The sequence below is a fragment of the Streptosporangium fragile genome (assembly GCF_039534445.1).
Taxonomy (GTDB): domain Bacteria; phylum Actinomycetota; class Actinomycetes; order Streptosporangiales; family Streptosporangiaceae; genus Streptosporangium; species Streptosporangium fragile.
In genome coordinates this window covers 26,928-48,462 of the sequence record NZ_BAAAVI010000047.1, presented here as the reverse complement: position 1 = coordinate 48,462, position 21,535 = coordinate 26,928, and the positions used below count along the sequence as shown (strand labels likewise).

At 70.6% G+C, this 21,535-nt stretch carries 20 protein-coding genes; 10 read left to right on the top strand and 10 right to left on the bottom strand.

The window, feature by feature from the left end:
• Positions 1-150 precede the first annotated feature (150 nt).
• The 3 genes from ABD841_RS27325 (at position 151) to ABD841_RS27315 (ending at position 4,082) form a co-directional block, all read left to right on the top strand.
• Positions 151-1,383 carry an aminotransferase-like domain-containing protein gene (locus ABD841_RS27325; protein WP_344977836.1) on the top strand — a complete coding sequence of 411 codons (1,233 nt, stop codon included), beginning with the start codon at positions 151-153 and terminating at the stop codon, positions 1,381-1,383.
• Between the two features lie 216 nt (positions 1,384-1,599).
• Positions 1,600-2,553, top strand: coding sequence for a D-alanine--D-alanine ligase family protein (locus tag ABD841_RS27320; RefSeq protein WP_344977794.1), 954 nt, complete (start codon positions 1,600-1,602; stop codon positions 2,551-2,553).
• A gap of 470 nt (positions 2,554-3,023) precedes the next feature.
• Positions 3,024-4,082, top strand: coding sequence for a threonine aldolase family protein (locus ABD841_RS27315; RefSeq protein WP_344977792.1), 1,059 nt, complete (start codon positions 3,024-3,026; stop codon positions 4,080-4,082).
• 591 nt (positions 4,083-4,673) lie between these two features.
• Here ABD841_RS27315 and ABD841_RS27310 read toward each other — a convergent pair.
• From ABD841_RS27310 to rpmH, 10 genes are all read right to left on the bottom strand, one after another.
• Positions 4,674-5,090, bottom strand: coding sequence for a VOC family protein (locus tag ABD841_RS27310; protein WP_344977790.1), 417 nt, complete (start codon positions 5,088-5,090; stop codon positions 4,674-4,676).
• A 5-nt stretch (positions 5,091-5,095) separates the two neighbouring features.
• Complete coding sequence (locus ABD841_RS27305; RefSeq protein WP_344977834.1) at positions 5,096-5,476, bottom strand: helix-turn-helix transcriptional regulator; 381 nt, start codon at positions 5,474-5,476, stop codon at positions 5,096-5,098.
• A 462-nt stretch (positions 5,477-5,938) separates the two neighbouring features.
• Positions 5,939-6,910, bottom strand: a complete 972-nt coding sequence (locus tag ABD841_RS27300; RefSeq protein WP_344977788.1) for a ParB/RepB/Spo0J family partition protein — start codon at positions 6,908-6,910, stop codon at positions 5,939-5,941.
• A gap of 74 nt (positions 6,911-6,984) precedes the next feature.
• Complete coding sequence (locus ABD841_RS27295) at positions 6,985-7,851, bottom strand: ParA family protein (RefSeq protein WP_344977786.1); 867 nt, start codon at positions 7,849-7,851, stop codon at positions 6,985-6,987.
• 242 nt (positions 7,852-8,093) lie between these two features.
• Positions 8,094-8,804, bottom strand: coding sequence for a 16S rRNA (guanine(527)-N(7))-methyltransferase RsmG (gene rsmG / locus ABD841_RS27290; protein ID WP_344977784.1), 711 nt, complete (start codon positions 8,802-8,804; stop codon positions 8,094-8,096).
• Positions 8,805-9,016: 212 nt separating this feature from the next.
• On the bottom strand, positions 9,017-9,514 hold the full coding sequence (locus tag ABD841_RS27285; RefSeq protein ID WP_344977782.1) for a Jag family protein: 498 nt from the start codon (positions 9,512-9,514) through the stop codon (positions 9,017-9,019).
• 35 nt (positions 9,515-9,549) lie between these two features.
• Positions 9,550-10,494, bottom strand: a complete 945-nt coding sequence (gene yidC / locus ABD841_RS27280) for a membrane protein insertase YidC (protein ID WP_344977780.1) — start codon at positions 10,492-10,494, stop codon at positions 9,550-9,552.
• A gap of 4 nt (positions 10,495-10,498) precedes the next feature.
• Positions 10,499-10,777, bottom strand: a complete 279-nt coding sequence (gene yidD / locus ABD841_RS27275) for a membrane protein insertion efficiency factor YidD (protein WP_425582047.1) — start codon at positions 10,775-10,777, stop codon at positions 10,499-10,501.
• Positions 10,777-11,199: a ribonuclease P protein component gene (gene rnpA, locus ABD841_RS27270; protein ID WP_344977778.1), complete on the bottom strand. Its 423-nt coding sequence runs from the start codon at positions 11,197-11,199 to the stop codon at positions 10,777-10,779. Before rnpA ends, yidD begins: the two co-directional genes overlap by 1 nt.
• A gap of 61 nt (positions 11,200-11,260) precedes the next feature.
• Entirely contained in the window at positions 11,261-11,398 is a 138-nt protein-coding gene (gene rpmH, locus ABD841_RS27265; protein WP_184543430.1) for a 50S ribosomal protein L34, read from the bottom strand.
• A 536-nt stretch (positions 11,399-11,934) separates the two neighbouring features.
• On the opposite strand from rpmH, the gene dnaA reads away from it, so the two are divergent.
• The 7 genes from dnaA to gyrB all read left to right on the top strand — a co-directional run bounded on the left by dnaA (position 11,935) and on the right by gyrB (position 21,531).
• On the top strand, positions 11,935-13,686 hold the full coding sequence (dnaA, locus tag ABD841_RS27260; protein ID WP_344977776.1) for a chromosomal replication initiator protein DnaA: 1,752 nt from the start codon (positions 11,935-11,937) through the stop codon (positions 13,684-13,686).
• A gap of 582 nt (positions 13,687-14,268) precedes the next feature.
• Positions 14,269-15,411 (top strand): DNA polymerase III subunit beta, encoded by a 1,143-nt coding sequence (gene dnaN, locus ABD841_RS27255; RefSeq protein ID WP_344977774.1) that lies wholly within the window; start codon positions 14,269-14,271, stop codon positions 15,409-15,411.
• Positions 15,411-16,253 carry a 3-keto-5-aminohexanoate cleavage protein gene (locus tag ABD841_RS27250; protein WP_344977772.1) on the top strand — a complete coding sequence of 281 codons (843 nt, stop codon included), beginning with the start codon at positions 15,411-15,413 and terminating at the stop codon, positions 16,251-16,253. Before dnaN ends, ABD841_RS27250 begins: the two co-directional genes overlap by 1 nt.
• Positions 16,254-16,285: 32 nt before the next feature.
• Positions 16,286-17,236, top strand: coding sequence for a phosphogluconate dehydrogenase (NAD(+)-dependent, decarboxylating) (gene gnd / locus ABD841_RS27245; protein ID WP_344977770.1), 951 nt, complete (start codon positions 16,286-16,288; stop codon positions 17,234-17,236).
• A gap of 251 nt (positions 17,237-17,487) precedes the next feature.
• Complete coding sequence (gene recF / locus ABD841_RS27240; protein WP_344977768.1) at positions 17,488-18,663, top strand: DNA replication/repair protein RecF; 1,176 nt, start codon at positions 17,488-17,490, stop codon at positions 18,661-18,663.
• Positions 18,653-19,291 (top strand): DciA family protein, encoded by a 639-nt coding sequence (locus tag ABD841_RS27235; protein ID WP_344977766.1) that lies wholly within the window; start codon positions 18,653-18,655, stop codon positions 19,289-19,291. Before recF ends, ABD841_RS27235 begins: the two co-directional genes overlap by 11 nt.
• A 296-nt stretch (positions 19,292-19,587) precedes the next feature.
• On the top strand, positions 19,588-21,531 hold the full coding sequence (gene gyrB, locus ABD841_RS27230) for a DNA topoisomerase (ATP-hydrolyzing) subunit B (protein WP_344977764.1): 1,944 nt from the start codon (positions 19,588-19,590) through the stop codon (positions 21,529-21,531).
• The last annotated feature ends 4 nt before the right edge of the window (positions 21,532-21,535 follow it).

The following is a 21,535-nucleotide window of genomic DNA, read 5'->3' as shown; positions in this document are numbered from 1 at the left end:
CGTACCCTGGTTTCTCTGATACGAGCACCTGTGCTCCACACGACGAGGAGGTGGACCGTGCCCCAAGACTCAGATCACGGTCAGACCATCGCGGCTCACGGGTCGCGCATCGACGCCTACGTCGATCGGTACGCAGCACGAGCTGCCGGGATGGTCGCCTCCGAGGTTCGAGCTCTTTTCTCCGTCGCGTCGCGGCCCGAGGTGGTCTCGCTCGCCGGCGGCATGCCCTACGTCACCGCTCTCCCGCTCGACGTGGTGGGGGACCTGGTCGCCGACCTGGTGGCCCGGCGTGGCCCCGTCGCGCTGCAGTACGGCTCCGGCCAGGGCGACCCGCATCTTCGCGAGCAGATCTGCGACGTCATGCGCATGGAGGGGATCGAGGCCAACGCCAACGACGTCGTCGTGACCGTCGGCTCCCAGCAGGCCCTCGACCTCATCACCCGGATCTTCATCGACCCGGGTGATGTGATCCTGGCCGAGGGGCCCTCCTATGTCGGTGCACTGGGCACCTTCTCCGCCTACCAGGCCAAGGTCATCCACATCGCCATGGACGACGAGGGGATCATCCCCGAGTCGCTGGCCCAGACCATCTACGCGCTGCAGAGCGCGGGCAACCGCATCAAGTTCCTCTACACGATCCCCACCTTCCAGAACCCCGCCGGCGTGACGCTCAACGCGGTGCGCAGGCAGCAGGTCCTGGAGATCTGCCAGCGGGCGGGCGTGCTGATCGTCGAGGACAACCCGTACGGCATGCTCGGCTTCGACGGCGAGCCCATGCGGGCGCTGCGCGCCGACAACGCCGACGGCGTGGTCTACCTCGGCTCGTTCTCCAAAACCCTGGCCCCCGGCTTCCGGGTCGGCTGGGCGCTGGCGCCGCACGCCGTCCGCGACAAGCTGGTGCTGGCGATGGAGTCGGCGGTCCTGTCGCACTCCACCTTCACCCAGCTCGCCGTCGGGCAGTACCTCGCCACCCAGCCCTGGCGCGAGCAGATCAAGAACTTCCGGGAGCTCTACCGCGAGCGCCGCGACACCATGCTCGCCTCCCTGGAGGCCCTGATGCCCGCCGGCGTCACGTGGACCCGCCCCGGCGGCGGCTTCTTCGTCTGGGCCACCCTGCCCGAGGGCCTCGACTCCAAGGCGCTCCTGCCGCGTGCGGTCGCCGAGCGGGTGGCCTTCGTGCCGGGCACCGGTTTCTTCGCCGACGGCAGCGGCGCGCGGCAGATGCGGCTGTCGTACTGCTACCCGGAGCCCGAGCGCATCCGCGAGGGCGTCCGCCGCCTGGCCGGGGTGATCGAGCAGGAGCTCCGCCTGCGCGACACGTTCGGCACCGGCTCGCCGCCGGAGCACATTGGGGTCGACACCCCCGGGCCCGACCTCGCATAACCGGGACGTAACCGGGAGTCGCGCCGGGGTGCCCGCGGACACGGGCGCCCTCGGCGTGGCTCCTGTCCCTCCGGTGCCGTACGGTGACTTCCTGCGGCGCCGTACGGTGACTTCCCGCGCCGGTGCGCGGCGGACGATCCGGCCCGGGTCAAGGCCGGGGGCGTGCGGCGCGGCGACCGGAAGGCTCGGAGCGGGCCATAGCGAGAGGTGCATCGGATGAGTGATCTGGGCCACGTGCTCGTCCTGGCGGGCGGGCTGTCCTACGAGCGTGAGGTCTCCCTGCGCTCGGGCCGTCGGGTGAGCGAGGTGCTCCAGGCTGCGGGTGTGTCCGTGGAGACCCGCGACACCGACGCGTCACTGGTCCCCTCCGTCCTCGCCGATCCGCCGGACGCGGTCTTCGTCACCCTGCACGGCGGCGCGGGCGAGGACGGCGCCATCCGCTCGGTCCTGGAACTGCTGTCCGTCCCCTACGTCGGCGCGGGTCCGGACGCCTGCCGGGTCGCCTACGACAAGCCCACCGCCAAGGCCGTCGTCCGCTCCGTCGGCCTGCGCACCCCCGACTCGGTGACGCTCCCCAAGGAGACCTTCCACGACCTCGGCGCCTCCGCGGTGCTCGCCCGCATCGTGGAGCGCCTGGGCCTGCCGCTGTTCGTCAAGCCGGCCCGCGGCGGCTCGGCGCTGGGCGCATCGGCCGTGCGCAGCGCCGAGGAGCTCCCGGCGGCCATGGTCGGCTGCTTCGCCTACGGCGACACCGCGCTGATCGAGCGCTGCATCGAGGGCGTCGAGGTCGCCGTCTCCGTGGTCGACCTCGGCGACGGGCCGGTGGCCCTGCCCCCGGTGGAGATCGTGCCCGACAAGGGCGTCTACGACTACGCCGCCCGCTACACCGCGGGTCACACCGAGTTCTTCGCCCCCGCCCGCCTCTCGCCCGAGGTCGCGGACGCGTGCGCCCGGATGGCCGTGACCGCGCACACGGCCCTCGGCCTGCGTGACATCTCCCGCACCGACCTCATCGTCGACGGCGCGGGCCTGCCCTACTTCCTGGAGGTCAACGTCGCGCCGGGGATGACCGAGACCTCTCTCCTCCCCATGGCCGCCGAGGCCGCCGGCGACGATCTCGGCACCCTCTGCCGCGTCCTCCTCGAACAGGCCGCCGCCCGCGGCGCCTGACCCGCCGTTCCGGGCCCGCGGTCGAGCCGGTCGGCCCCGGCCGCGGCCCGGGCGGTCGGCCCCGGTTCACCATCCCGGCCGTGGTTCGAGCCGGTGATTTCGGCGGTCCGGGCGGCGGCCCCGGCTCGCCGTCCCGGCCGGGTGGTTTCGCCCCGCTGCTCCGGCCCGCTCACCGGGACCGCCTACCGCGATCGCCCCCGTCCACCTGGCCGGCTCGGCCGCCCGGCTTCCCGAGGCCGCCCGGCGCCCTGAGGGCGCCCGGTGCCCCGAGACCGCCCGGTGCCCGCCGGGCGCTGGGCGCCCTCAGGGCGGAACGACGTCTCTCGCGGCCGGGAGGCGCGGGCCATGCCCGGAATGCCGATGCCCGCCGTCGTACGGGCAGACGGGATCTGAGGGCCGCCGCAGCGGCTCCCCGCCACCCGCGGAGAGGGGAGGGCCGGGGAGGTCGTGGTTCCCCCTACGCTGGGCCTGTGCCGACCTCCACTCTCTTCCCCAAGAGTTTCGCCAGCGACAACCACGCGGGCGTGCACCCGGCGGTCATCGCCGCCGTTCTCGATGCCAACACCGGTGACGCCCCCGCGTACGGCGGGGATCCGTGGACCGACGCGATGCAGGACGCCTTCCGCGCCGAGTTCGGCGCCCAGGCGACCGCCTATCCGATGTTCAACGGGACCGGGGCCAACGTCGTCGGCCTCGGGCTCGTCCTGCGGTCCTACGACGCGGTGCTCTGCCCGGAGACCGCGCACATCAACACCAACGAGTGCGGCGCGGCCGAACGCATGCTGGGCGTCAAGCTGATCCCCCTGCCCACGGGTGACGGAAAGATCCGGGTGGACGACGTCCGCGAGCAGCTTGCCGCGGTGGGCAATGTGCAGCAGTCCCAGCCCCGGGTCATCTCCATCTCCCAGGTGACCGAGTGCGGCACCTGCTACACCGCCGAGGAGATCTCCGAGCTCGCGGACTTCGCCCACGCACACGGCCTCTTCCTCCACATGGACGGTGCCCGGCTGGCCAACGCCGCCGCCGAGCTCGGCTGCTCGATGCGCGCCCTCACCACCGAGGCGGGCGTGGATCTGCTCAGCTTCGGCGGCACCAAGAACGGCGCCATGGGCGCCGAGGCGCTCGTCGTCCTCCGCCCGGAGCTGGACGGCTCGGCGCTCTTCCTCCGCAAGCAGGGGATGCAACTCGCCTCCAAGATGCGCTACGTCTCCGCCCAGCTGACCGCGCTCCTCACCGACGGCCTGTGGCACGAGAACGCCGCCCACGCCAATGCCATGGCTCACCGCCTCGCCGACGGCGTCACCGATCTCCCCGGCGTGTCCTTGCGCTATCCCGTCCAGTCGAACGCCGTCTTCCCCGCCCTCCCGGAGAAGGCCATCGCGGAGTTGCAGCGCCGCTATCTCTTCCACGTCTGGGACGCCGCCGAGAACGTGGTCCGCTGGGTCACCTCCTTCGACACCATGCCCGAGCACGTCGACGCCTTCGTCGCCGACATCCGTCTCGCCGTCCGGGAGGCGACGGGGGTCTGAGCGCCTCATGCGCTCTGACGGCCCGCTCCCGCTCTCCGGTGGATCGGGAAGCCCGGCAGTCCACAGAAACCCAACGGGAAGATCCCACTGGCGGATGTCGCAGGACCCGATGCCTTCTCCTGGGCGGCGGCCCGTGTTTCACGTGAAACACGGGCCGCCGCCCTCCGGGGAACCGCCCACCCCGGGGAAGGGAGAAGGGCGGCCGGATGCCTTCTCCGCCGCGAGCCCCGTTTCACGTGAAACACAGATTCCCCGACGCTCCAGCCATGGATCGTGGTGTTGCCAGTCAGGGCGGTACAGAGACGGCCGCGGCCACCGATGATCAGCGTGGGTTGTGCGGGAAAACGAACGTGCCGTCTCCGGCACGCACCAGGTGACCACCCGCGCAGGTCGCATCCCGGCCAAGAGCCTGGTGACGCGTGTTCCCAGGCGGGCCTGGCAACGGCTGTCCGCCGACGTCTGCGCCAAGCCCGGCCCGCAATTGCCACTACTGACGGCAGGCGGCCACGCAGCTGTGACGGGGGGCTTCAGTTGGCCGGTCTGAGTTCTTCAGGTCGCGGCAGGGTAGCGCCCGGTTCGCGAGACCGGAGCTCACTGCCCGCGAGACTGGCTGAAGCGCAGCATGTTGCCGGAGGGATCGCGGAAGGCGCAGTCGCGGACGCCGTACGGCTGGTCGATCGGCTCCTGCAGCACCTCGCCACCCGCGGCGCGGATGCGCTCGAAGGTGGCGTCGCAGTCGTCGGTACTGAAGATGACACCGCGCAGCAGGCCCTTCGCTAGCAGTTCCGCCATGGCCTCCTTGTCGGCGGGCGAGGCGTTCGGGTCCGCGAGGGGCGGTTCGAGGACGATGTCCACATCGGGCTGGGACGGCGCCCCGACGGTCACCCAGCGCATCCCCTCGAACCCGACATCGTTGCGCACCTCCAGGCCGAGAACGTCCCGGTAGAAGGCGAGCGCCTTGTTGTGGTCGTCGACGGCGATGAAACACTGTGAAAGCTTGATGTCCATGCGTTTCACGCTATGGGCCGAGGAGCGGGTTCCGCTTCTCCGTTCCTGACCGGTCGCGTGTAGATCTTGGCGACGCAGGCCGGGATGGCGGCGCCCTCGTCATGGCGGCGGGCCCGGTATGAGCTCGGGCTCTCGCCGACCAGCTCGGTGAACCGTGAGCTGAACGACCCCAGCGAGGTGCAGCCGACCGCGAAGCAGACCTCCGTCACCGTCAGGTCACCCCGCCGCAGCAGCGCCTTGGCCCGCTCGATCCGGCGCGTCATCAGGTAGCTGTACGGCGTCTCCCCGAAGGCGGCGCGGAAGCTGCGGGAGAAATGGCCCGGCGACATGAGGGCGACGCGCGCCAGCGCCGGAACGTCGAGCGGCTTCGCGTAGTCGCGGTCCATCAGGTCACGGGCCCGGCGCAGCCGGACGAGGTCCTCCAACGTCACGCGACCAGCATCCCACAGCGCTGCGCCGTCGGCGCCGACGCGGTGGAGGCCCTGGTTGCCCGAAAGCGCAGAGCACCGAGGACACGATCCGCCGACTGCCGCGGGCCGCACTGTACGAGCACTGCCGCGGCCTCGCCTCCCGTATCGACGCCCGAGCACGGGACCGGCCGTCCGAAGCGCCGACCGGTCAACTGAAGCGCTCAGTCGCAGCAGCCATGAACATCACGATCTGCGGCTGGAGTACCGGCGGCCAAGGATCGCCAAGGAACCGCCCACCCCGGGGAGGAGAAGGGAAGACCGACGGAGCAAGGGGAAGTAAGCGAACGGGCCTCTCTGTTTCACGTGAAACAGAGAGGCCCGTTCGATGGAGGACCGGAGAGCCGGAGAAGGGATCCGCCGGGAAGGTGGAGCCGCGGCCTACCCGTCCAGCACCTGCATCGACCCCGGAGCCATCGTGCTGATGATGCGCTCCAGATCGTCGATGGTCGCGAACTCCACCACGATGCGACCCTTGCGGCGGCCGAAGTCGACCTTCACCCGGGTCTCGAAGCGGTCGGAGAGACGGTCGGCCAGATGCCGGAGAGCGGGGTCTTCGGCCGGCTTCGCCCGGGGAGCCCGGGGGGTGGGCGCCGCGGCGGCCTTGGCGTCGCCCACCGCCACGATCTCCTCGACCTCGCGGACCGAGAGGAGCTCGGCCGCGATCCGGTCGGCGAGGTGCTCCTGGGCGGCGGGGTCGTCCAAGCCGAGCAGCGCCCGCGCGTGGCCCGCGGTGATCGTGCCCGCCGCGACGCGGCGCTGCACCCGGGGAGGCAGCTTCAGCAGGCGCAGCATATTGGTCACGTGCGAGCGGGAGCGCCCGATGCGGGTGGCGAGCTGCTCGTGGGTCGCGCCGAAGTCCTTCAGCAGTTGCTCATAGGCCGCCGCCTCCTCCAGGGCGTTGAGCTGCTCGCGCTGGAGGTTCTCGATGAGCGCGTCCAGGAGGAGCTTGTCCTCCTGGGTGCTCCGTACGATCGCGGGGATCTCGGAGAGACCCGCGAGCTTGGAGGCGCGCCAGCGGCGCTCCCCCATGATCAGCTCGTAGCGCCCCTCGCCCGCCGGGCGGACCACGACCGGCTGGAGCAGGCCGACCTCACGGATCGAGTCGGCCAGTTCCCTCAGGGCGTCGTCGTCGAAGATCTCGCGGGGCTGACGCGGGTTGGGCGTGATGTCCCGGACGGGGATCTCCAGGAAGTAGGCGCCCGCGACCGGTTTGAGGCCGGACGACTCCGCCGGCTCCACGGCGGCCGACGGCGGGGCGGCCGACGGCGCCGCGCCACGCACCACGGGTGGGCCCGTGGGGATGAGCGCCGCCAGGCCCTTGCCACCCATCCCTCTCGGCTGCTTACTCACTGCTTCTCCTCCGGCTCAATGCTTTCCGCCATCAGTGGCTTCCGAGACCGATGATGCCGCGAATCCCCCGGGGTTCACACAGCCGCGCCACGGTACGCCATCTCGCGCGCGGCGTCCATGTAGGCCATCGCGCCGCTGGAGCCCGGGTCGTACGTGATGACCGACTGTCCGTAGCTGGGCGCCTCCGAGACACGGACGCTCCGGGGGATCAGCGTGTTGAGCACCGAGTCTCCGAAGTGGGAGCGCACCTCCTCGGCGACCTGGGAGGCGAGGCGGGTCCGCCCGTCGTACATCGTCAGCAGGATGGTGGACAGGTCGAGCGACGGGTTCAGGTGGGCGCGGACCAGGTCCACGTTCCTGAGCAGCTGGCCGAGACCCTCCAGCGCGTAGTACTCGCACTGGATGGGGACCAGCAGCTCGGTCGCGGCCATGAGCGCGTTGACGGTCAGCAGGCCGAGTGAGGGCGGGCAGTCGATGAAGACGTAATCGAGCTCGGTGGCCTTGTACGCGGCCAGCGCGCGCTGCAGGCGGGCCTCGCGCGCCACCATGGAGACCAGCTCGATCTCGGCGCCGGCCAGGTCGATCGTCGCGGGGGCGCAGTAGAGGTTCGGCATGTCCGGGACGGGCTTGACGACGTCCTCCAGTGACATGTCCTCCACGAGCACCTTGTACATGTCCGGTACGTCGCCGCGGTGCTCGATGGACAGGGCCGTGGAGGCGTTGCCCTGCGGGTCGAGGTCGACCACGAGCACCCGCTGGCCGTGCATCGACAGGGCGGCGGCCAGGTTCACCGACGTCGTGGTCTTCCCCACACCGCCCTTCTGGTTGGCGACGGTGAATATGCGGGTCTTGGGAGGGCGGGGCCAGTCGTCGTTGCGGGCTCCGAGGGAGCCCGCCGGGGTGGTCGCGGTCTGCTGGGCCGATGTTTCACGTGAAACCACTGAGCTGAGTGCCTCTCGTACCAGCGGCGAGTCGCCGGGATTAAGGGGGGTCTGGGTCACGGTCGCCGTCCTTTCGACCGGCCTGGCTGCGGCACCGGGGGGCGATGCCGGCCAGCCCAGACCGGAGGGGCGTTCACGGGGTGAAGCGGCAGGACGAGCGGGCCAGCCGAGGCCGCCCGTCACGCTGACGATCGCACCTAAACGGTCATTCACTGGCCTCGTACTCGCTTTGCTCGGTTTACCTACTGACCTCGCGACTGCCTGCCTCGCGAGGCGCGATCCTTCCGGCAAGAGGCCTTCCGGGGTCCCTCAGGAGCCCGACCGGCGACCACTCGGATGAGAGTTGCGGGCGGCTCGACCTTACCGTGCCCGACCGAGACAAGCTCGGCGGTCCGCACCCCACTCGACCTCAATTGCTCCTCTGCGTCCGCCAGTTCCTCCGCCGCCCGCTCACCCTTCATGGCGAGCAGTTCACCGCCCTCACGCAAAAGCGGCAACGCCCATTTCAGCAGACGGTCGAGCGGCGCCACCGCCCGGGCCGAGGCGACGTCGAATTCCCGCCTGCCCGCGAACTCCTCGGCCCGGCCGCGCAGCACCTCGACGTTGCCGAGTTTCAGCGATTCCACGCATTCCTCCAGGAAGACCGTCCGGCGCAGGAGCGGCTCCAGAAGGGTGACGGTGATGTCCGGCCGGACGATCGCCAGGACCAGGCCGGGCAGCCCGGCGCCCGAGCCGATGTCGACCAGCCGCACCCCCTCGGGGACGGCCTCGGCGACCACGGCGCAGTTGAGCAGGTGACGGTCCCAGATGCGCGGCACCTCGCGCGGCCCGAGCAGCCCGCGCACCACCCCCGGACCGGCCAGCAGCTCCGCGAACGCCTCCGCCCTGGACCACGCCTCGCCGGTGAACACCTCGCGCGCGACCTCGGGCGGCTCGGGGATCTGGTCATTCACTCGACGCTCACTCTTCCTTGAAACTGTCGGGGTCAGGCCGGTCTCAAGGCTAACGGGCCGCCTCCACAGCGACGTACAGCGGCAAGCCACGGAACCCATGGAAAAGGCCGCCGTCCCCGGAACCCCGGGGACGGCGGCCTGTCCGCGCCCGCTACGGGCGGGCGGAAAGAATCACACCGGTGACGGCCGGGCGGGGGAACCGCCCGTTACCACTAAACGGGAAGGACCACCACGAAACGGCGGGGCTCCTCGCCCTCGGACTCGCTCCGCAGGCCGGCCGCGGCGACCGCGTCGTGCACGATCTTGCGCTCGAACGGGGTCATCGGCTGCAGCGGCTTGGGCTCGCCGCTCCGCTTGACGTCCGCGGCGATCTTGGCGCCGAGCTGGCTCAGCTCGGTCCGGCGGCGGTCGCGGTAACCGCCGATGTCGAGCATGAGGCGGGACCGCTCCCCGGTCTGGCGGTGGACCGCGAGACGGGTCAGCTCCTGGATGGCCTCCAGTACCTCGCCGTGCGGGCCCACCAGGTCCCCGCCCTTGACGCCGACGACCGACACCACGGCGCGATCGCCCTCGACGTCCATATCGATGTCGCCGTCGATGTCGGCGATGTCGAGCAGACCCTCGACGTAGTCCGCCGCGATCTCGCCTTCCTGCTCAAGGGCGGCGAGATCGGGACCCGCCTTCGCGGGTTCCTTCTCGGGCTCGGTCACGTCCGGCTACTCCTTCGTGCTGTCGGGATGGGTCGTCAGGGCTTCTTGCTGCCGGTCCGCTTGCTGCGGGGCTGACGGGTGGGCTGCCGGCGGATCACCTTGGGCTCCGGAGCGGGCGGCGCCTCGGGCTCGGGCGCGCTCTTCTTGACCTTACCGAGCAGCCCCGGCTTGGCGTCGGAGGCCGCGGCGTTGCCCTTGGCGTCGGCCGTGTGGGGGTTGCGGCTGTAGAACCAGTGCTGCTGACCGAGGGTCCACAGGTTGGTGGTGACCCAGTAGAGGATCAGGCCCAGGGGGAAGTTCAGGGAGAAGATGGCGAACAGCGGCGAGATGTACATCAGGATCTTCTGCTGCTGTGCCATCGGGTTGTCCGGCATCTGCGCGATCGAGCGCGTCACGCTCTGCCGGACGGTGAGGAACGTGGTCAGCGAGCTGATCGCCACGAAGATGACGAGCACGATCTTGGTGACGACCGGGTCGGCGTCCAGCTTGACGATGTCGGCCGAGCTCGTGAAGAACGTCGCGGGGATCGGGGCGCCGAAGATGTGGGCGGCCCGGGCGCTGTCGACGAGTTCCTGTGTCATGCCGAACTTGGCCTGGCCCGCAGCCATGGCCTGCAGCACGGTGAACATCGAGATGAAGATCGGGAACTGCGCCAGGATCGGCAGGCAGCCACCCAGCGGGTTGGCGCCCTGGCCCTGGTACAGCGCCATGACCTCCTGGTTCATGCGCTGCTTGTCGTGCTGGTAGCGCTTGCGGATCTCCTGGACCTTGGGCGCGAGCTCCTGCATCTTCTTCGACGAGCGCATCTGCTTGAGGAAGAGCGGGAAGATCAGCAAACGCATCAGCACGGTCAGCGTGACGATGGTCAGCGCCCAGTTGAGCCCGCTGTCCTTCGGCAGGAAGGTGCTGTAGCCCTGGTGGATCCAGGTGATTACTTGGGCGACGGCCGTATACAGCCAGTTCAGCCAGGACAGCTCCACCGAGCTAGCTCCCTTGCGTATCGTCGGACCGGCCCGGGCGTGGGGGCACCGGGTCAAAGCCTCCGGGATGGAATGGGTGGCAACGCCCGATTCTCCGGATCGTCAACCATGTGCCGCGCAGCGCGCCGTGAACGGCCACGGCCTCCAGGCCATAGGCACTGCACGAGGGGTAGAAGCGGCAACGGGGGCCCAGCAGCGGGCTCACGAAGGCCCGGTAGAACCGGATCGGACCCATCAGGATCCTGGCGGCCGGGGAAACCCCGGTCATCTGCTGCGCCGTCATCATCGCCCATCCACGCGAGCCTGCGATGGCTCTCGCCGCCTGAGTAAACGATCCAGCGCGACGTCGAGTTCGGCGGCAAGGCGCTCGCTTCGCGCGGACGCGGCCGGTGGATTGGCGCGTACCACCAGCAGGCTACCTCGCGGAAACCGGTCGAGACGGTCTCGCATGAGGTGTCTCAGCTGACGTTTGACTCGATTTCGGACGACCGCGCCGCCCACGGCACGGCTCACCACGAATCCGACCAGGGCCGGCTCGTCTGTCTCTTCGCGCATGCCGAAATGCACGACCAGGGTGGGACGGCCCGCTCGCCTTCCCTTTCTGACCGCGTCGGCGAACTCCTCGCCCCGACGCATGCGGGACCCGGATGGCAACACGAGAGACCTTGACGACCCGGGGCAGGTACGGCTATCGCCCGCCGGCATCCGACCGACGGGCGACCTGGCGTTGCTGCCTCGGCCCGGCGGACCGGGCGCGGCGGACGCGTCAGACGGTGATCTCGGCGCGGCCCTTGCGGCGGCGGGCGGCCAGGATGGCGCGGCCGGCGCGGGTGCGCATGCGGAGCCGGAAGCCGTGGGTCTTCGCGCGACGGCGGTTGTTCGGCTGGAAAGTACGCTTGCTCACGAGTGGGCTCCAGGCTAAAAGGCCATCCCCAGCACATGGGGACGAGCACATGGGACGCTCGACAACGGCTGGCTTACCGGACGCGGGGCATGCGAAATAGCCGCCGCACGATAAGCCGACCGTCGTACGTTACGGGTCAGGCGTGCCCCAGGTCAAACCAGAGGGCACGCGGATATAGGTTATCCACGTTTCCACAGGCACCTTTTCCACTGGTGCCCCGCCATCCACAGGATGTGCACTCGGTCCCCCTCGTACTGCCACTAGGCTGTGGACAACGTCTTGTACACAGCATGTGGACACGGCTACTGTCGGCCCTTCCAGACCCTCTCTCCGCTGCGAGGACACGTCGGGCCGCAGGTCGGAGGCTGTGCACACCCTGTGGATTCGATGTGGATTTCACACGGTGCCCACGGAGGGGCCACGGGGACACCGGCATGTGGACAACGGCGGAATCCGGTGCACTCGATGGCCTCCGGTGTGGATAAACGGATCGCGGTGAGCTCAGACGGGGCCGCAGGGAGGAGGAGAGCCGGACCATGGACGGAACGGACCTCAGCGCGGTGTGGGCACGGGCGCTGGAGAACTCCCTGAACGAGAGCGTTCCGTCCCAGCAGCGCGTCTGGCTCGGCATGACCCGGCCCTTCGGCCTCATGAACGACACGGTGGTGCTCGCCGCACCGACCGATTTCGCCAGGGACGTCCTGGAGAACAAGCTCCGCCCGCTCATCAGCCACGCGCTCTCCCAGGAGTTCGGCCGGCCGATGCGCGTGGCCGTCATGGTCGACCCCAGCGCGGCGGGCCAGGACTCGGGGCTCGCCCCCCGCCAGGACCCTTATCCCCAGGCACCGGCACCGGGTTATCCCCAGGCTGGGGGTCCCCAGCAGGGTTACGCACAGCCCGTGTCGCCCCAGCACCACGGCGTTTCCGGGCCCCAGCGCCCCTATCCCCGCCCCGGGCAGGCCGGTCCGCCGTCCACCGACTATCCACAGCGCGGGCCGCAGGACCGGCAGTTCTCCTACCCTTTCCCACAGCCCGAGGAGCCGGCCCAGCCGTACCTGTCGGGCGAGCCCTCCCCGGCCGCCTCACCGGGTGAGCAGGCCCCCGCGTTCGCCCGCGGCGGCTACTCCCCGCAGCCTTCCCCGCCGCGGTCCGAGGACGACGGCTTCACCCGCGGCGCGCCGCCCGCGGCGCCGGGCCAGGGCGCCGGGCAGAACAGGTGGGACGGGCGCGGCGGCCGCACCCCGGGCGAGCCCGCCCGGCTGAACCCCAAGTACACCTTCGAGACCTTCGTCATCGGTTCCAGCAACCGCTTCGCCCACGCGGCGGCGGTCGCGGTGGCCGAGGCCCCGGCCAAGGCGTACAACCCGCTGTTCATCTACGGCGACTCCGGACTGGGCAAGACCCACCTGCTGCACGCGATCGGCCACTACGCCCAGAGCCTCTACGACGGCGCGCGGGTGCGGTACGTGAGCTCCGAGGAGTTCACCAACGACTTCATCAACTCCATCCGCGACCACAAGGCCGACAACTTCCGCGGCCGCTACCGGGCGGTGGACATCCTGCTCGTGGACGACATCCAGTTCCTGGAGGGCAAGGAGCAGACGCAGGAGGAGTTCTTCCACACCTTCAACACCCTGCACAACTCCAACAAGCAGATCGTCATCTCCAGCGACCGGGCGCCCAAGCAGCTGGTCACCCTGGAAGACCGGCTCCGCAACCGGTTCGAGTGGGGCCTGATCACCGACGTCCAGCCGCCCGAGCTGGAGACCCGCATCGCGATCCTGCGCAAGAAGGCGATCCAGGAGGGCCTGGCCGCCCCGGGCGACGTCCTGGAGTACATCGCCAGCCGGATCTCCACCAACATCCGCGAGCTGGAGGGCGCCCTCATCCGGGTGACCGCGTTCGCCAGCCTCAACCGGCAGTCGGTCGACCTGCAGCTCACCGAGGTCGTGCTCAAGGACCTGATCACCGAGGACGCGGGGTCGGAGATCACGGTCGCCACGATCATGGCGTCCACCGCGGCCTACTTCGGCCTGTCGATCGACGACCTCTGCGGCGGCTCGCGCTCGCGGGTCCTGGTCACCGCCCGGCAGATCGCCATGTATCTGTGCAGGGAGCTCACCGACATGTCGCTGCCGAAGATCGGCCAGCAGTTCGGCGGCCGCGACCACACCACGGTGATGCACGCCGACCGCAAGATCCGTTCCCTCATGGCCGAGCGCCGCTCGATCTACAACCAGGTCAACGAGCTCACCACGAGGATCAAGCAGCAGTCGCGCAATGGGTGAGGTTTTCCATTCCGTGATGCACAGGCTGTGGAAAACCTTGTGGATCGGCCGCCCCGGGGGGATCGCGGGGCCGGCGGGAGGTTCCGGGACCGCACAACCATGATCATCTGGGAACGCGCCGGTCCGAACCCCGTTCGGAGCATGGGGACAACTCTGGGGAGAACCTGGGGACAAGTTGGGGACAACCCGTGGACAACCTGGGGACGCCCTGTGAGCAGAGTTTTCCCCAGGGACAAAACGACCTCTTACCCCGTGGAGAACCTGGGGAAACCTCGTGGATAACCGGTGGACAGACGACGCAAGATCTGGGGACGGCCTGTGTGCAACCTCCGGTTCTCCCCAGGCCGACGAGTTCTCCACACCGCCCACCCACAGCCACAGTGGACGAAGAAATAGCATCTGAGCTGCGGAAACAACGGATTTCCACAGTATCCACCGCCCCTAATGCGATGACCACTTCTATCTCTAACAGGGAAACCGAAAACCCATAGAGGGGTCCCGGGGAGCGCATGTGCGGGACAGTGAACACTTGAACCCCAGGCACCGAGCGGATGGCGCTCGATACACAGGAGGCAGATCCACGTGATGTTCCGGGTCGAACGAGACGTGCTCGCCGAGGCGGTGGCATGGACGGCACGCAGCCTGCCGGCGCGTCCCTCCGTGCCGGTGCTGGCCGGCATGCGCCTCGAAGTCACGGAGAGCGGGCAGCTCAAGCTCTCGGGCTTCGACTACGAGGTCTCCGCCGAGGTGACCCTCGAACTGCAGACCGGCGAGCCGGGCGTCGTGCTCGTCTCCGGCAAGCTCCTGGCGGAGATCACCAGGGCGCTCCCCGCACAGCCGGTGGACTTCGTCGTGGAAGGCGCCAAGGCGGTCGTCACCTGCGGCAGCGCCCGGTTCACGCTCCTCACCATGCCTGTGGAGGACTACCCGTCCCTGCCGACCATGCCCCCGGCCGCCGGCCGGGTGGGCAGCGACGTGTTCGCCTCGGCCGTCGGCCAGGTCGCCGTGGCCGCGGGCAAGGACGACACCCTGCCGATGCTCACCGGCGTGCGCATGGAGATCGAGGGCGACACCGTCACGCTCGCCGCGACCGACCGCTACCGCCTGGCCGTACGCGAGCTGAAGTGGCAGCCGGGCCAGCCCGACTTCTCGGCGATCGCGATGATCCCCGGAAAGACCCTCGCCGACGCGGCCAAGGCCCTGGGCGGCACCGGCGCCGAGGTGGAGATCGCGATGAGCGCCGTCGGCGGCACCGGCGAGGGGATGATCGGCTTCTCCAGCAGCGCGGGTCGCCGGACCACCACCCGCCTGCTGGACCCGGAGTTCCCCAAGTACCGCTCCCTGCTGCCGACCGAGTTCTCCGCCCGCGCGGACCTGCCGACCGGGGCCTTCGTCGAGGCCGTCAAGCGCGTGGCCCTGGTCGCCGAGCGCAACACGCCGGTCCGGCTGGCCTTCCGCGGCGGCGAGGTCGTCCTGGAGGCGGGCACCGGTGACGAGGCGCAGGCGGTCGAGGTGCTGCCCGTCGAGTTCGAGGGCGACGACATCAACATCGCCTTCAACCACCAGTTCCTGCTGGAGGGCCTGGGCGCCATCGACTCCGACGTGGCGCGCCTGCAGATGACCACGTCCACCAAGCCCGCCATCCTCACCGGAGGCAAGGCCGTGGAGGACGGCGGCGTCCCCGACTACCGCTACCTGATCATGCCCATCCGCCTGTCCAGCTGATGGCGGCCGGTCGGCGGTCCGCCCCGGAGCCGCGGACGCGCCCGCAGGGCCGGGCCCGTCCACAGGCCGGGGAGCGGCCCGCGGCGGAACGGGAGCCCACGGCCGGCCGCCGGCCGTGGCTCAAGGCGTCGCTGAACGGCGCCAGGAGGCCTGGCGAGCACCCCGCTCTGCCCCTGAGCCCCCTGCAGCTCGCTGAGGCGGCGCGTGAGGCCCGTGAGGCGGGTGCGGACGCCGTGCACATCCACCCGCGCGACGAGGCGGGCAGCGAGTCGCTGAGCGCCGTCCACATCGGGGCGGCCGTGCGCGCCGTCCGGCAGGCGTGCCCGGGGCTCCCGGTGGGGGTGAGCACCGGCCTGTGGATAACCGGCGGGGACGTGCCGGCGCGGCGCGAGGCCGTTCGGGGCTGGGCCGCGCTGGCGCCCGCCGATCTGCCGGACTTCGCGTCCGTGAACCTCGCCGAACCGGGCTTCACGGACATATGGCATGATTTGCGGCGGCTCGGAGTGGGGGTGGAGGCCGGAGTCTGGTCCGTGGACGACGCCGACACGCTCGCCGCGACCGGGCTGGAGTGCACGCGGGTCCTCGTCGAGATCCTCGGCGGGTCCACCGGCACCGCCGTCTCCCGGGCGCACGCGGTCCTCGGCCGGCTGGCCGAACGAGGCGTCCCCGGCCCGCTGCTCCTCCACGGAGAGGGGGAGCCGACGTGGATTCTCCTGGACGAGGCGGGGAAGCTGGGACTTGCCACGCGCATCGGCCTGGAGGACGTCCTCCACAGCCCTGTGGGTGATCCGGTCGGAGGGAACGCCGATCTGGTACGGCTTGCGCGGGCACGCCTGGCGTAGGTGGATGATGGAACCCTGAAGGGGGTGCTCGTATGCAGATCGGCATGGTCGGGCTGGGGAAGATGGGCGGCAACATGGCCGAGCGGCTGCGCCGCGGAGGCCACGAGGTCGTCGGCTACGACCGCGATCCGGCGGTCAGCGACGTCGCGAGCCTGAAGGAGCTCGTCGAGCGGCTGGAGACGCCGCGGGCCGTGTGGGTCATGGTCCCCGCGGGCGATCCGACCCACGCGACGATCCAGGAGCTCGGAAACCTGCTGTCGGCCGGTGACATCGTGATCGACGGTGGCAACTCGCACTATGTGGACGACCAGAAGCACGGCGCCGAGCTCGGCGGCCGCGGCATCGGGTTCGTCGACTGCGGCGTGAGCGGCGGGGTCTGGGGCCTGCAGAACGGCTACGCCCTGATGGTCGGCGGCGAGAAGAGCGACATCGAGCGGCTGATGCCCGTCTTCGAGACCCTCAAGCCCGAGCAGGACGGCTTCGTGCACGCCGGCAAGATCGGCGCGGGTCACTTCGCCAAGATGGTCCACAACGGCATCGAGTACGGCATGATGCAGGCCTTCGCCGAGGGCTGGGAGCTGCTGGAGGCCTCCGACGTCGTGACCGACGTCCCCGGTGCCTTCAAGAGCTGGCGGCACGGCACGGTCATCCGCTCGTGGCTGCTCGATCTGCTGGTCCGCGCGCTGGACGAGGACCCGGCGCTGGAGGAGCTCAGGGGCTACGCGCAGGACTCCGGGGAGGGCCGCTGGACGGTCCAGGCGGCCGTCGACCACGCGGTCCCGCTGCCGGTGATCACCGCCTCCCTGTACGCCCGGTTCGCCTCCCGCCAGGACGACTCGCCGGCCATGAAGGTCGTCGCGGCCCTGCGCAACCAGTTCGGCGGCCACGCGGTCTCCGCCAAGGAGGGCCAGGTCGCCAAGGGCGCCGACGCCCCCGGCGCCGACGTCGAGCCTCCCGCCGAGGCGACCCGACCGGGCCGCTGACCGCGCCGTCCCCGTAGCCGTACGGCCCGCCCGCCCGTCGTCCACGACGGGGCGCCGCCGGGCGGTGCCCCACCCGGCCCGCGCGGGCGCCGTCCACGGCGCCGGGGCGCGGTGTCCGGTTCCGCGTGCGCTCCCGCGTGGAGCGCGGCCAGCGCGCACCCGTCGTCCACGGGATGTGGACGCAGCGGTGCGCGGGCCGTCCCGCCGCGGCGGGGATCCGCCGGAGGGCGCGGCCGACTACTCTTCCTGAGGTGCATGTCGCCCATCTCTCCCTGACCGACTTCCGGTCCTACGAAACCGTCGACCTCGGCATGGAGCCGGGGGTCACCGCGTTCGTGGGCCCCAACGGGGTGGGCAAGACCAACCTGGTCGAGGCCCTGGGCTACGTGGCCACGCAGTCCAGCCACCGGGTCGCCAACGACGGGCCGCTGGTCCGGCAGGGCGCGACCCGGGCGATCATCCGCTCGGTGGTGGTGCGCGACGATCGGCGGGCCCTGATCGAGCTGGAGATCAACCCGGGCCGGGCCAACCGGGCCCGGCTGAACCGCTCGCCGGTGTCCCGCCCGCGCGACGTGGCCGGCATGCTGCGCACGGTCCTGTTCGCGCCGGAGGACCTCGCCATGGTCAAGGGCGACCCCTCGGAGCGCCGCCGCTTCCTCGACGACCTCCTGGTGGTCAGGGCTCCCCGGTTCGCCGGGGTCCGCGCCGACTACGAGCGGGTGCTCAAGCAGCGCGGCGCCCTGCTGCGCACCGCGGCGCAGGCCCGGCGGGGCGGTGGCCGGAGCACACGCCGGGCCGAGAACGACTCGGCCTTCGCCGCGGCCGGAGCCGGAGACCCGCTGAGCACCCTGGAGGTCTGGGACGCCCACCTGGCCCGGCACGGCGCCGAACTGCTCGCGGCCAGGCTCGAACTGGTCGAGGCGCTGCGGCCGCTGGTCGCCGCCTCGTACGCCGCCCTGGCGCCCGGATCCGCCGCAGCCTGCCTGGAGTACCGCGGCACCCTGCCCGCCGGCGCGGGCACCGATCGGGCGGCGCTCGCCGAGGCGCTGCGGGCGGCCCTGCTGGAGGTCCGCGCCGCCGAACTGGAGCGCGGTGTCACACTGGTCGGCCCGCACCGCGACGACCTCTTCCTCGGCCTGGGCGACCTGCCCGCGCGCGGTTACGCCAGCCACGGCGAGTCGTGGTCGTTCGCGCTGGCGCTCCGGCTGGCCGCCTACGACCTGCTGCGGGCCGACGGCGGCGACCCGGTGCTGATCCTGGACGACGTCTTCGCCGAGCTCGACAGCAAACGCCGGCGCCGCCTGGCCGAGATGGTCGCCCCCGCGGAGCAGGTGCTGATCACCGCCGCGGTCCCCGACGACGTCCCGGCCGAGCTGGTCGGGTCCCGGTTCGACGTGACGGAGGGGGGCGTGTCCCGTGTCCGGTGAGACGTCCGAGACGGTGCCGGGCGCCGGCGTCGGAGGTCCGGGCGGTCCCCGGGGCCCGGTCGGTCCGGGCTCCGCGGGAGGCCCGTCCGGGCCGGGCGGAGCCCCCGCGGGTTCCGGCGCGGCCGAGCCCGGGTCGGCCCGGAGCGCGGCGGCCCGGGGGGCGGCCATCGCCAGGGAGAAGCTGGCCCAGGCCAAGTCCGATGCCGCCCGGCGGGGACAGCTGCCCCGCAGCGAGCCCCGGCGCAGGGCCCGCGGGCCGCGCCGGGACTCCGGAGATCCCCAGCTCTTCGGCCGGGCCATCGCCGACCTGCTGGCCGACCGTGGCTGGGAGCGGCCGGCCGCGGTGGGCGGGGTGTTCGGGCGCTGGCACGAGATCGTCGGTCCCGACATGGCGGCCCACACCAAGCCGGAGTCCTTCGCCGAGGGCGAGGTCGTGGTGGTCGCCGACTCCACCGCCTGGGCGACGCAGGTCCGCCTTCTGGCGAGGACGCTCGTAAGGCGGCTGAACGAGGAACTCGGGGACGGAACGGTACAGCGCGTCAAGGTCCGCGGGCCGCAGAACGGCCCCCGCCCGGGGGGCGGGCTGCGTGTCACGGGGAGCCGCGGCCCGGGTGACACCTACGGCTGAGTCATCACCCGAAAACGGATCAGCGGCCCCTCTGAGGCCATGACCCTCATCCCTGTGGGGGGATGCCCAAGAACATGATCGTCGCGCGACAGGCCATTCCAGGGGCCGTCAATGCCACACGATGTGTTCCGACCCGCTAGAATGAAATCGAATTCCGGACACGTCCGTTTGCGTGTCACCCCGGCGTCCATGCCGACTCCCCCGGGTGAACGCATCGGGGCATTCACGACGGTGACGGGCACGGCGGGGCGATGCGTTGTACCTCGCCGCGTGTCCGCGGCAGGAGGATTTCACACTTGTCCTACGACGCTAGCTCAATCACCGTTCTCGAAGGACTTGAGGCGGTCCGTAAGCGCCCTGGCATGTACATCGGCTCCACCGGAGAGCGTGGTCTTCATCACCTCGTCTACGAGGTCGTGGACAACTCGGTCGACGAGGCCCTGGCCGGTCATGCCGACCGCATCGAGGTCACCCTGCTCGCCGACAACGGTGTGCGGGTCGTCGACAACGGCCGGGGCATCCCGGTCGGCGAGCACCCCGTGGAGAAGAAGCCCGCGGTCGAGCTGGTCATGACGACCCTCCACGCGGGCGGCAAGTTCGACAGCAAGTCGTACGCGGTCTCCGGCGGCCTGCACGGCGTCGGCGCGGCGGTCGTCAACGCGCTGTCGACCAGGCTGCAGGTCGAGATCCGCCGCGAGGGCCACGTGTGGCGGCAGTCGTACCTGCGCGGCGTGCCCACCGCCCCCCTCGCCAGGGGCGAGGCGACCGCCGAGACCGGTACCACGACCACGTTCTGGGCCGACAGCGACATCTTCGAGACCACCACGTGGAACTTCGAGACGCTCTCGCGCCGCTTCCAGGAGATGGCCTTCCTGAACAAGGGCCTCACGATCGTCGTCCGTGACGAGCGGCCCGACCACATCAACGGCGAGCCCAAGGAGATCACGTACCACTACGAGGGCGGCCTGTCCGACTTCGTCAGGCACCTGAACTCCAAGAAGGAGCCGGCGCACCTCTCGGTGATCGACTTCGAGGAGCACGGCGAGGGCATCGCGGTCGAGATCGCCATGCAGTGGAACAGCTCCTACAGCGAGTCGGTCTACACCTTCGCCAACACGATCAACACGGCCGAGGGCGGCACCCACGAGGAGGGCTTCCGCGCGGCGCTGACGTCCATCGTCAACCGCTACGCGCGCGAGCAGAAGTTCCTCAAGGAGGGCAAGGACGAGAACCTCGCCGGTGAGGACATCCGCGAGGGGCTCACCGCGATCATCTCGGTGAAGCTGGCCGATCCGCAGTTCGAGGGCCAGACCAAGACCAAGCTGGGCAACACCGAGGCCAAGTCGTTCGTCCAGAAGGCCTGCAACGACCACCTGCGCGACTGGTTCGAGCGCAACCCGGGCGAGGCCAAGGAGATCATCAGCAAGTCCCTGCAGGCCGCCCGCGCCCGGCTCGCGGCCCGCCAGGCCCGCGACCTGACCCGGCGCAAGTCGCTCCTGGAGTCCGGCTCCGGCCTGCCCGGCAAGCTGGCCGACTGCCAGTGGAGCGACCCGGAGAAGTGCGAGCTGTTCATCGTCGAGGGCGACTCGGCGGGCGGCTCGGCCAAGGGCGGTCGCGACTCCCGTTACCAGGCCATCCTGCCGATCCGCGGCAAGATCCTGAACGTCGAGAAGGCGCGCATCGACAAGGTCCTCAAGAACAACGAGGTCCAGGCGCTGATCACGGCCATGGGCACCGGTGTCCACGACGAGTTCGACCTGGCCAAGCTGCGCTACCACAAGCTGATCCTGATGGCCGACGCCGACGTCGACGGCCAGCACATCACCACGCTGCTGCTGACGCTGCTGTTCCGTTTCATGCGGCCGCTGATCGAGGCCGGGCACGTCTACCTGTCCTGCCCGCCGCTCTACAAGATCAAGTGGGACCGCAAGGGCGACGACGCGTCCTACGCCTACTCCGACGCCGAGCGTGACGCGATCATCGCCGACGGCGTCGCCCGGGGCAAGCGCGACCCCCGCCAGCACGACGGCATCCAGCGATTCAAGGGTCTGGGCGAGATGAACGCCGCCCAGCTGTGGGAGACCACGATGAACCCGGACACCCGCCTGCTGCGCCAGGTCACCCTGGACGACGCGGCCCAGGCCGACGACCTGTTCAGCGTGTTGATGGGCGAGGACGTCGAGGCCCGCCGGTCCTTCATCATCCGCAACGCGCGCGACGTGCGCTTCCTCGACGTGTAAGAGA

Coding starts and splice junctions, on each gene's coding strand:
- ABD841_RS27250 (WP_344977772.1), top strand. CDS start 15,411: ATGGCGGCCGGTCGGCGGTCCGCCCCGGAGCCGCGGACGCGCCCGCAG.
- ABD841_RS27320 (WP_344977794.1), top strand. CDS start 1,600: ATGAGTGATCTGGGCCACGTGCTCGTCCTGGCGGGCGGGCTGTCCTAC.
- dnaA (WP_344977776.1), top strand. CDS start 11,935: ATGGACGGAACGGACCTCAGCGCGGTGTGGGCACGGGCGCTGGAGAAC.
- ABD841_RS27310 (WP_344977790.1), bottom strand. CDS start 5,090: ATGGACATCAAGCTTTCACAGTGTTTCATCGCCGTCGACGACCACAAC.
- rnpA (WP_344977778.1), bottom strand. CDS start 11,199: ATGCCGGCGGGCGATAGCCGTACCTGCCCCGGGTCGTCAAGGTCTCTC.
- yidD (WP_425582047.1), bottom strand. CDS start 10,777: ATGACGGCGCAGCAGATGACCGGGGTTTCCCCGGCCGCCAGGATCCTG.
- ABD841_RS27325 (WP_344977836.1), top strand. CDS start 151: ATGGTCGCCTCCGAGGTTCGAGCTCTTTTCTCCGTCGCGTCGCGGCCC.
- ABD841_RS27305 (WP_344977834.1), bottom strand. CDS start 5,476: ATGGACCGCGACTACGCGAAGCCGCTCGACGTTCCGGCGCTGGCGCGC.
- gnd (WP_344977770.1), top strand. CDS start 16,286: ATGCAGATCGGCATGGTCGGGCTGGGGAAGATGGGCGGCAACATGGCC.